The sequence below is a fragment of the Neobacillus dielmonensis genome, from assembly GCF_000612665.1.
In the GTDB taxonomy this organism is placed as follows: Bacteria; Bacillota; Bacilli; order Bacillales; family Cytobacillaceae; genus Neobacillus; species Neobacillus dielmonensis.
In genome coordinates this window covers 1-306 of the sequence record NZ_HG942033.1, presented here as the reverse complement: position 1 = coordinate 306, position 306 = coordinate 1, and the positions used below count along the sequence as shown (strand labels likewise).

The 306-nt window shown below is 44.8% G+C and carries 1 rRNA gene; it reads right to left on the bottom strand.

Going from position 1 to position 306, the window contains the following annotated elements:
* A 16S ribosomal RNA gene (locus tag BN2425_RS03345) occupies positions 1 to 215 on the bottom strand; the annotation flags it as partial.
* Between the last annotated feature and the right edge of the window lie 91 nt (positions 216 to 306).

The following is a 306-nucleotide window of genomic DNA, read 5'->3' as shown; positions in this document are numbered from 1 at the left end:
GCCGTCTTTCAGCTTTCCATCATGTGATGGAAAGAATTATCCGGTATTAGCATCGGTTTCCCGATGTTATCCCAGTCTTACAGGCAGGTTGCCCACGTGTTACTCACCCGTCCGCCGCTAATCATCAGGAGCAAGCTCCTAATGATTCGCTCGACTTGCATGTATTAGGCACGCCGCCAGCGTTCGTCCTGAGCCAGGATCAAACTCTCCAAGAAAGTTGATATAGCTCATAAATTTTACGTTGGCTTCGTTTCGTAAGAAACGAATGTTTTATTGTTGACGTTTTGTTTGTTTAGTTTTCAAAGA